Raw genomic sequence first — 9,426 nt, forward strand, 5'->3', positions numbered from 1 at the left:
GGCTGATAAAAACCCGCTATAGAGGAGTGCTTGATCCACAAACGCCAATAAGCTATCGTTTCCCTTAAAAACTGCTCTACCGTAGCCACAATAGGCGCTTCAAGATGATAGCCATAAGTAAAAATAAACGGACAAGAATATACTTTGGAGCAAGCTAGCAATTTCCTAAAGGATACAGATCGAACGGTTCGTCAGCAAGCTTGGGAAACTATTCAACAAAGAAGATTGGTAGATAAAGATGAACTGAACATCCTTTTTGATGAGTTGGTGAAATTACGCCACCAAGTAGCCTTAAATGCCGGTTTTGAGAACTATCGTGACTACATGTTCCAAGCCCTGGGCCGTTTCGATTATACCCCTAAAGATTGCTATGATTTTGCAGAAGCCATAGAAAAAGAAATTGTCCCTATTTTAAAAGAACAAGCTGAAAAACGTAGAGAAGCGCTAGGTTTAGCCGAACTAAAACCCTGGGATTTAGAAGTAAGCACCAGTGGTAAACCGATGTTAAAGCCCTTTAATAATGGTGAAGAACTGATCGACAAGTCCATAGCCTGTTTTAATGCGATCCATCCATCTTTAGGGGAGAAACTTAGCATCATGAAAGCCAATCACCTTTTTGATGTAGAAAGTCGCATGGGCAAGGCTCCTGGAGGTTACAACTATCCTTTGGCCGAAACGGGTGCGCCGTTTATATTTATGAACGCTGCCAATTCGCTACGCGACCTAACCACTATGGTACATGAAGGGGGACATGCTATACATACCTTCCTAACGGCTAATCTTGAACTCAATGACTTTAAACATTGTCCATCTGAAGTAGCAGAGCTAGCCTCAATGAGTATGGAACTGATTTCTATGGATCAATGGTCAGTTTATTTTGATAATGAAGAAGAACTGAACAGGGCTAAAAAAGAACAACTGGCAGATGTATTAAAAACCTTGCCTTGGGTAGCCGTAATAGATCAATTTCAACACTGGATTTATACCAATCCGGATCACAATGCGGCAGATCGAGAAACGGCCTTTAAACAAATCTACACTCGATTTGGTGCCGGCTTTGCCGATTGGACCGACAATGAAACCCCATTTGGTAATGTTTGGCAAAAACAGCTGCATCTTTTCGAAGTGCCCTTCTATTATATCGAATACGCTATTGCGCAACTAGGTGCTATTGCCGTATGGAAAAACTATAAGGAAAACCCAGAAAAAGGTTTAAGCCAGTATTTAGAAGCACTTTCTCTTGGCTATACCAAACCCATGAATGAAATTTATGAAACTGCAGGGATTAAATTCGATTTCAGTGATACGTATGTCAAAGAATTAGCTGCTTTTGTAAAGGAAGAACTGGAGAAGTTGGGGTAAATAGTTGAGAGTTGAAGGTTAAGAGTTGTGAGTTTACTTAGTGTCTCATTTAAGAGCACCCAGCACGTCATTTCGACGATCGAAGGAGGAGACCACCAAGTAGCTGCGAAGCAAAATCCCCAACCTAGTAGCACTTCAGAAGTAAATCCACAGTGGAACGACTTATGGAAAGAAGTAAGTGAATGGCAAAACAGGGAAGTGCAAAAGACGAGCACGATCATTCCGACCAACCCCAACACGTCATTTCGAACGTATGTAAGAAATCCCCAACCTAGTAGCACTACAGAATTAAAAGCAGAAGCTGAAAACAAAAGGAACGGCAAAAGAACAAACAGATCTCTCCTCGTTGCACATCGTCGAGATGACGGCAAAGTCGAAGTAAACGAAAGCTAGGGTTTAAGTAGGGATAGTGTACCGTAAGAGTATTTTATTATGCCTGAATAATAAAAGCTCCTAAGACTTAAATGTCCGCAGGTGTCTTAGATGGCTTAAAATTCAATAAACTCACTATAACGAAAAACGCTTTTATTTTTTTAAGTTTGGAGATACAATCAAACAAACCATAGTGCATGCTCAAAAATCTATTCAGAAAAAAATCCGTTAGCAAAATATTGGCCGATGCAGCAAAAGGTTACGGCGACCATGATGTATCGCTACATAAAACTTTAGGTGTAAGAGACCTTACCGCCTTCGGTATAGCGGCCATTATTGGTGCAGGAATATTTAGTACCATTGGCAAGGCCAGTGCCGATGGAGGTCCAGCGGTAATCTTCTTATTTATATTTACGGCAATTGCCTGTAGTTTTGCTGCCTTTGCCTATGCCGAGTTTGCCTCAATGGTGCCTGTTTCAGGTAGTGCCTATACCTATTCTTATGTAGCATTTGGTGAACTGATTGCTTGGATTATAGGTTGGTCGCTGATTATGGAATATGCTATTGGTAACATTACGGTAGCCATTTCCTGGTCTGATTACTTTACCGGTCTACTGTCTTCCATAAAAATACCGGCATTGGGCATTAATGGCATCCATGTACCAGATTGGGCAACCATGGATTATTTGTCGGCCTATAATGGACATCAGCATGCCGAAGCGCTTTTAAATGCGGGAAAAAGCATGGCCAATTTAGATAGTGCTACGCGTATTGCGAATAATGCATGGCTCACTGCCCCGCAGTTGGGTGGCTTCCATTTTGTGGCAGACATCCCCGCTTTAGGTATTATCATCTTCATCACATGGCTAGTTTACCGTGGCATGAAAGAATCCAGAAATGCCAGTAATGCCATGGTAGTGGTCAAGCTAGCCGTTATCCTATTGGTTTTGGCTGTTGGTGTTTTTTATGTAGATACAGATAATTGGAACCCTTTTGCCCCAAATGGGGTTTCCGGCGTATTAAAAGGGGTGTCGGCAGTATTCTTTGCCTATATCGGTTTTGATGCCATTTCTACTACGGCCGAAGAATGTAAAAATCCGCAGCGAGATTTGCCACGGGGAATGATGTGGGCCATCATCATCTGTACCATTCTTTATATTGCCATAGCATTGGTATTAACCGGTATCGTAAAATATGACACCTTAGCCGTTGGCGATCCGTTGGCATTTGTTTTTGATCAAATTGACCTGAAACTGATGAGTGGAATTATTGCTGTTAGTGCTGTTTTTGCGATGGCCAGTGTATTACTGGTCTTTCAAATGGGTCAGCCACGCATATGGATGAGCATGAGCCGTGATGGTTTATTGCCTCCCTCTTTCTCTAAAATCCATCCTAAATACAAAACCCCTTATTTTGCAACAATTGTAGTGGGTTTTGTAGTGGCCATCCCATCGCTCTTTATGAACTTAACTATAGTAACAGATTTATGTTCTATAGGCACCTTATTTGCTTTTGTACTGGTATGTGCTGGCGTATTGGTCTTACAGAACAGGCCCGATGTACAACGCGGAAAATTTAAAATCCCTTATGTCAATTCCAAATACATTATTCCTGTTGTTTTGGTTGGGGCCCTATTTGTTGCTTTTACTACCTATAAGAAAGAAACCCTTGCATTTATTACCAATGAGACAAAAGTTTATAGTCCTGTAGCTTTCATTACTTCTCTAAACAAAGAGGAGCTCCAGATAGTCAAGAATGAGATTAGTGCAAGTCCAGTGGTATTGCAGGGAAAACAGATAGATGCAGAAGCCTATTTAAATAACTTAAGCCCCGAACAGTATGATAGCTTTATAGCCAAATCAGTTATTGATTATCACCTAAAGTATGAAAGTGGATGGTCCCTGTTCAAACATAAGATACCCATGTGGATCTTCTTCTTCATCTGTCTGGTTATCACTTATTTCTGTATAACCAAAAATCTTTCTTTAATCCCTGTTTTAGGTTTAATTAGCTGTTTATATATGATGTGCGAATTGGGTATTAGCAATTGGATTGGTTTTGGTATTTGGCTATTAGTTGGCCTTATTGTATATTTTTCATACGGATATAAACACAGTAAATTGTCTAAAGAAGAAAATAGTTCATTGGCTCACTAGTTCATTTTACAATTCTTATGGTATTTTGATCTTGATTATTGATCTCTTAATATTAACTGATTCCTAATCCCTATATCCTGAACACTGCCAAACTAAAAATCATTCAAATCTGCGCGGCTTATAAACCTGCCTATATATACGGCGGACCAACTATGTCTGTTTCTAAACTATGTGAAGAATTGACAAAAGCTGGGCAAGATATTACTGTACTCGCAACCACAGCAAATGGGAAAGAAGAATTAAATGTACCCGCTGGTGAAGAGCAATTGGTAGATGACGTAAAAGTTTATTACTTTAAGCGCTGGACAAAAGATCATATACACTTTTCTCCATCACTTCTTTGGTTTTTGCACAAAGAGATTAAAAGTACTAAACGCCAAACGCCAAAGCCGGAACTTGTTATCCATATCCATGCCTGGTGGAATTTAGTTTCTATTTTTTCTTGCTTGGTAGCAAAACTACATGGGGTGAAGGTGGTATTATCTCCCAGAGGGATGCTAACTAATTACAGTTTAAATAATCGTAATTCTAAATTCAAAGATGGTATCCATTTTTTCTTGGGTAAACAATTATTAAAATATTGCCACATTCATGCCACTAGTGAAAAAGAACAAAGAGACGTGAAACAGACTAGCGAGGTAAATGGTATCACTGTAATACCTAACTTTGTACGTTTCCCAAAATATTCAGCTGGCAAAAATCTGTCAAATACTGAACCATCCAGCGAAAGCGAACCAAATTCCTACAAACTAATTTTCCTATCAAGAATTGAAGAAAAAAAAGGATTGGAACTACTTTTTGAAGCGTTGGCAAAGATTGCTATTCCCTACCAGCTTTCTATCGCAGGAACTGGAGATACAGCTTACATTCAAAGTCTGCAATCATTAGCTACAAAATTAAATGTTCAGGATCAGGTAAATTGGTTAGGTCATGTAGAAAACCAATACAAATTTGATCTGATTGCCAAACATGATCTACTGGTACTGACCTCTTATAATGAAAACTTTGCCAATGTGGTCATCGAAAGTTTGGCCATGGGCACGCCAGTTTTGCTAAGCGATGAAGTTGGTTTAGCAGATTATGTAATAGAGAATAATTTGGGTTGGGTTACGCCGCCTACATCCGTAGAAATTATAAAAGCGATAGAGCTATCTTATACCGAAAAATTCAAAAGAGATGTGATTAGAAGTAATGCTCCATCTGTAATCGAGAAAGATTTTGATGATCAAGAATTAAGTCTCAGCTATATCAATATGTATAACACTCTCGATTAATATTACCTTTACGTAATGATCCCCGAATTTAGCTTTATCATACTTACTTTCAACGAAGAACAACATCTTCCTCGTTTACTTAATTCTATCGCCGAATTAAATGCATCAGTTTTTATTTTAGATTCTGGCAGTACAGATCATACCTTAAAGATTGCTGAAGATTTTGGGGCCATTGTTAAATACAATGCTTTCGAAAACCACCCCAAACAATGGGATTTTGCACTTAAAAACTTTGACGTATCTGCCCCTTGGACTATCGGGCTAGATGCAGATCAAATTATAACCCCAGAACTTTTTGAGTTACTCGCTAATTTTAAAAGTGAGGCCTATCAAAATGTAAACGGTATCTATTTCAACCGAAAGAACTTTTTTAAAGGCAAGTGGATTAGATTTGGTGGTTATTATCCTAAATATTTATTAAAAATGTTTCGTACAGGAATTGGCTTTTCTGATACCAATGAGAATATGGACCATCGTTTTGTAGTGACTGGAAATACAGCTATTTGGAAAAAAGGTCATATACTTGAGGAGAACCTAAAGGAAAACGAAATCAGCTTTTGGATCAATAAACATAATCGATATAGTGATTTGGTGGCTGATGAAGAAATAGAACGTCTCCAACAATTAAGAACGCAAACCATAAAACCAAATCTTTTTGGAGATCCCTACCAAAGAATGGCTTTTTTTAAAAAAATATGGTGGAAATTACCACGTGGAATAAGACCATTCATATACTTTGGCTATAGAATGACCTTTCAATTAGGCATTTTGGATGGGCGAATAGGTATATTATTTCATTTTCTACAAGGTTTTTGGTTTAGGCTAATTGTTGATGTTAAAATTGAAGAAAAACTGAAAGAAAATCATGACTAGCACCTCACAAAAGTTAAAAAATACATGGGCCAACCCTTATATAAAATTCATCATTTTATTTATAGGGACTTATCTTATACTCAACTATTTCAATGAATTCTATATCGGCATTACTTCGAAAGGTGGCTTATATGTACCTTTTCTAGATGAACACCTCAACTATATCAAGTGGTGGCGGTCTTTTTCAATAGAAAGCACTGCGAAAATATTGAGATACTTTGGCCATACGGTGCTGACCAATGAAATACAGTTAAAGGTAATTGGGAGGGCTGGATTTAAGCTTGTTTACTCTTGTTTGGGCTATGGCATAATGAGTGCATTTGTGGCTTTTTGTATTTCATTTCCAAGTCCTTTCAAAAGCAGGTTTGGCTTTATGATTATGGGCCTTATATGGATACAAATAGCAAACATCGCAAGATTTGTACTCATATCGCTCTATTGGAAAAGATACAATACATTTTTTGGCCTAGACCATCATACGATTTTTAATACCCTTATCTATCTTCTATTGGCCATCTGCTGCTATCTTTGGATAAGATATTCTGTAAGAAAAGAAAATGCTTAAAACACAACTTAAAAAAGATTTCGACAAAAAAGACTTTGACAACGGTGCCTCCTCTTTGAAGATATTGTTGTGGTACTTTACCAGTGTTGTTTTTATCCGTTCGGGCATTATTCCATTTAGCAACATCATTGTCTTTGTACTCAGGTCTTTTGGCGCCAAAATAGGTAAAAATGTACGCATCAAACCGGGCATATATATACATTATCCATGGAAGTTAAGTATAGGCGATTATTCTTGGCTAGCCGAATGTAGGATAGAAAATCTGGCTGAGGTAAATATTGGTGACAATGTTTGTGTCTCACAAAAAGCGATGCTACTCACCGGAAACCACAATTATAAATCAGTGCATTTTGACCTCATCACCAAACCAATTAACTTAGAAGAAGGCGCTTGGATTGGTGCTAATGCCACCGTTTGTCCGGGTATTACAGTAAGAACCCATGCTGTACTTACGGTTGGATCTATTGCTACAAAAGATTTAGGAGCCTACAGCATCTACCAAGGAAACCCAGCGATAAAAGTTAAAGAAAGGGTAATTACTGGTTAACTAATAATAACCAAATCTTTATTCCTTATTCTTTGCTCTTTGTTCCTTATTCATTGATCGCTTTCCAAAGCATATCCTTAAGTTCAACCAAACCCTGCTGCGCTACAGATGAAATAAAGATGTATGGAATTTTAGGCAACTCCTTTTCCATCTCTTCTTTTAGCTCTTCATCTAGCAGATCTGATTTAGTGACTGCCAAAACATGGGGTTTCTGCATCAATTCTGGGTTAAACTCTTCCAACTCACGCTTTAAGATTTCATATTCTTCAGAAACGGTTCTACTGGTATCTGCCGGTACCATAAACAACAGTACCGAATTACGTTCAATATGCCTTAAAAACCTAAAACCTAACCCTTTCCCCTTCGAAGCTCCTTCAATAATTCCTGGAATATCGGCCATTACAAAAGATTTTGAATCTCGATAGGAAACAATGCCAAGATTTGGAACGATGGTGGTAAAAGGATAATCTGCTATTTCTGGTTTTGCTGCCGACAATACAGACAGCAAGGTGGATTTACCAGCGTTTGGAAAACCTACCAATCCTACGTCGGCCAGTACTTTTAATTCCAGTACCATCCATTCTTCCTTTCCAGATTCTCCAGGTTGCGCAAAACGGGGCGTTTGCAAGGTTGGTGTTTTAAAATGCCAGTTGCCTAAGCCTCCTCTACCACCTGCTGTTAAGATTTTGGTTTCTCCTTCTTCGGTAATTTCAAATAAAACCTCACCAGTTTCAGCGTTGCGCGCAATAGTACCTAAGGGTACTTCTAAAACTTCATCCTTTCCATTCTTGCCCGACTTCTGTCCACTGCTACCACCTTGGCCATCTTCGGCAATAATATGTTTACGATATTTCAAATGTAATAAAGTCCAGAACTGAGCATTACCTTTCAATATAATATGTCCACCTCTGCCGCCATCTCCACCATCGGGACCACCTGTTGCAGTATGCTTATCGCGGTGTAGATGTGCAGAACCTGCCCCGCCCTTTCCAGAACGACAGCAAATTTTCACATAATCAACAAAATTTGAACCTTGAGACATTTGAATTACGAATTTAGTTTACGAATTACGATTGTTTAATGGTTAAATTATGGTATTGTTAAGACCAAGTCTTTTACGCAATACAATGCTTTTATCTAATAACAAACGAAAATCGATATAAAAAGAAACATCCGCAAAAATAACAAACTGTACTTTGCGGATGTTTATAATTAGGTTATTTTTAGTATTGGTCAATTACTGTACAAAGATCATTAAAAATGATTTCGATCTCTCCAATGCCATTTACTTTGGCCAACTTTCCTTGACTCTCATAATAAGGCAGTACATGTACAGTTTTGTTAAAATATTCGCTAATGCGTTTCTTTAGCTTTTCGGCATCATCGTCAGGTCTTCCACTAATTTTATGGCGCTCAGCAATACGACGCGTAAGCTCTTCCTGATCTACATCTAAAGCAATTACACCGTTAATTTTGGCCCCTTTACCTGCTAAAAACTTATCTAGTTCTTCTGCTTGGGGCACTGTACGCGGAAAACCATCAAAGATAAAACCTTTCGCTTCTTTGTTTTTGTCTACTTCTTCCTCCAACATAGCAATGGTAATACTATCTGGCACCAATTCGCCGTCAGCAATCAATTTGCTTACCTGTTGACCTAAAGAAGTTTGACTTTTGATGTGAGCTCTAAATAAATCGCCTGTTGAGATGTGTACTAACTGATAGTGATCAATTAATTTCTGAGATTGGGTGCCTTTGCCTGCACCCGGAGGGCCAAAGAGAACTAAATTAAGCATTTAAGTATCTATCTTTATTTTAAAACTTGGTTTTATACCTTGTTTTATTAGAAAAAACACTTTATCTATCGTGTTACTAGATTGTGATAAAGCAATTAATTACATTTTGTTTCTCCAAAACAATAAAATCATGGCATTCATTTATTTATACTTTAACCACGACTTAAAATATTGTGCTTTTTTGAGGTCGCAAATATATAAATTATAAATTTATTTTTCTAGGTAGAATGACTTAAGAAGGCTTCATATTTCATATTTTTCTTTTATTCAATATAAAGCAGCCCCTAAGCTTATAGGCTAAATAGATCCGAACAGTTTTCACATCTGCCTTGAATGGTACGACAAGGCAATTTTAGCGGATCAAGCGGAAAAGTTGGGGGAGTTAAACTCTAGGCATATATTTTCGATAATCTGAATAAGAAAAACTTAATATCCCTTACGCCTCTCGATGTTGCCCTAAAGGCTTTTATCTTTGCATTGAAAG

General features: G+C 38.0%; 7 protein-coding genes and 1 pseudogene. 6 read left to right on the forward strand and 2 right to left on the reverse strand.

Annotated elements, in window-relative coordinates; translation table 11 throughout:
• Nucleotides 1-117 precede the first annotated feature (117 nt).
• The 6 genes and pseudogenes from JHD79_RS22015 to JHD79_RS22040 all read left to right on the forward strand — a co-directional run.
• Nucleotides 118-1,362 (forward strand): annotated as a pseudogene (locus tag JHD79_RS22015) (M3 family oligoendopeptidase); the annotation flags it as partial.
• Between the two features lie 569 nt (nucleotides 1,363-1,931).
• The gene (locus tag JHD79_RS22020; protein WP_199121519.1) at nucleotides 1,932-3,890 is read left to right on the forward strand and encodes an amino acid permease; all 1,959 of its coding nucleotides are present in this window, start codon (nucleotides 1,932-1,934) and stop codon (nucleotides 3,888-3,890) included.
• A 101-nt stretch (nucleotides 3,891-3,991) separates the two neighbouring features.
• Entirely contained in the window at nucleotides 3,992-5,164 is a 1,173-nt protein-coding gene (locus JHD79_RS22025; protein ID WP_370583372.1) for an XrtY-associated glycosyltransferase XYAG1, read from the forward strand.
• A 15-nt stretch (nucleotides 5,165-5,179) separates the two neighbouring features.
• Nucleotides 5,180-6,037: a glycosyltransferase family 2 protein gene (locus JHD79_RS22030; protein WP_199121521.1), complete on the forward strand. Its 858-nt coding sequence runs from the start codon at nucleotides 5,180-5,182 to the stop codon at nucleotides 6,035-6,037.
• Nucleotides 6,030-6,602: an exosortase Y gene (gene xrtY, locus JHD79_RS22035; RefSeq protein WP_199121522.1), complete on the forward strand. Its 573-nt coding sequence runs from the start codon at nucleotides 6,030-6,032 to the stop codon at nucleotides 6,600-6,602. The genes JHD79_RS22030 and xrtY overlap by 8 nt, the downstream gene beginning before the upstream one ends.
• Nucleotides 6,595-7,149: a WcaF family extracellular polysaccharide biosynthesis acetyltransferase gene (locus JHD79_RS22040; RefSeq protein WP_199121523.1), complete on the forward strand. Its 555-nt coding sequence runs from the start codon at nucleotides 6,595-6,597 to the stop codon at nucleotides 7,147-7,149. The genes xrtY and JHD79_RS22040 overlap by 8 nt, the downstream gene beginning before the upstream one ends.
• A gap of 46 nt (nucleotides 7,150-7,195) precedes the next feature.
• On the opposite strand, the gene obgE is transcribed toward JHD79_RS22040, so the two are convergent.
• Entirely contained in the window at nucleotides 7,196-8,191 is a 996-nt protein-coding gene (obgE, locus tag JHD79_RS22045) for a GTPase ObgE (RefSeq protein ID WP_199121524.1), read from the reverse strand.
• A 181-nt stretch (nucleotides 8,192-8,372) separates the two neighbouring features.
• Nucleotides 8,373-8,942: an adenylate kinase gene (locus JHD79_RS22050; protein ID WP_199121525.1), complete on the reverse strand. Its 570-nt coding sequence runs from the start codon at nucleotides 8,940-8,942 to the stop codon at nucleotides 8,373-8,375.
• Between the last annotated feature and the right edge of the window lie 484 nt (nucleotides 8,943-9,426).

This window comes from Pedobacter sp. ASV28 (assembly GCF_016428855.1).
Taxonomy (GTDB): Bacteria; Bacteroidota; Bacteroidia; order Sphingobacteriales; family Sphingobacteriaceae; genus Pedobacter.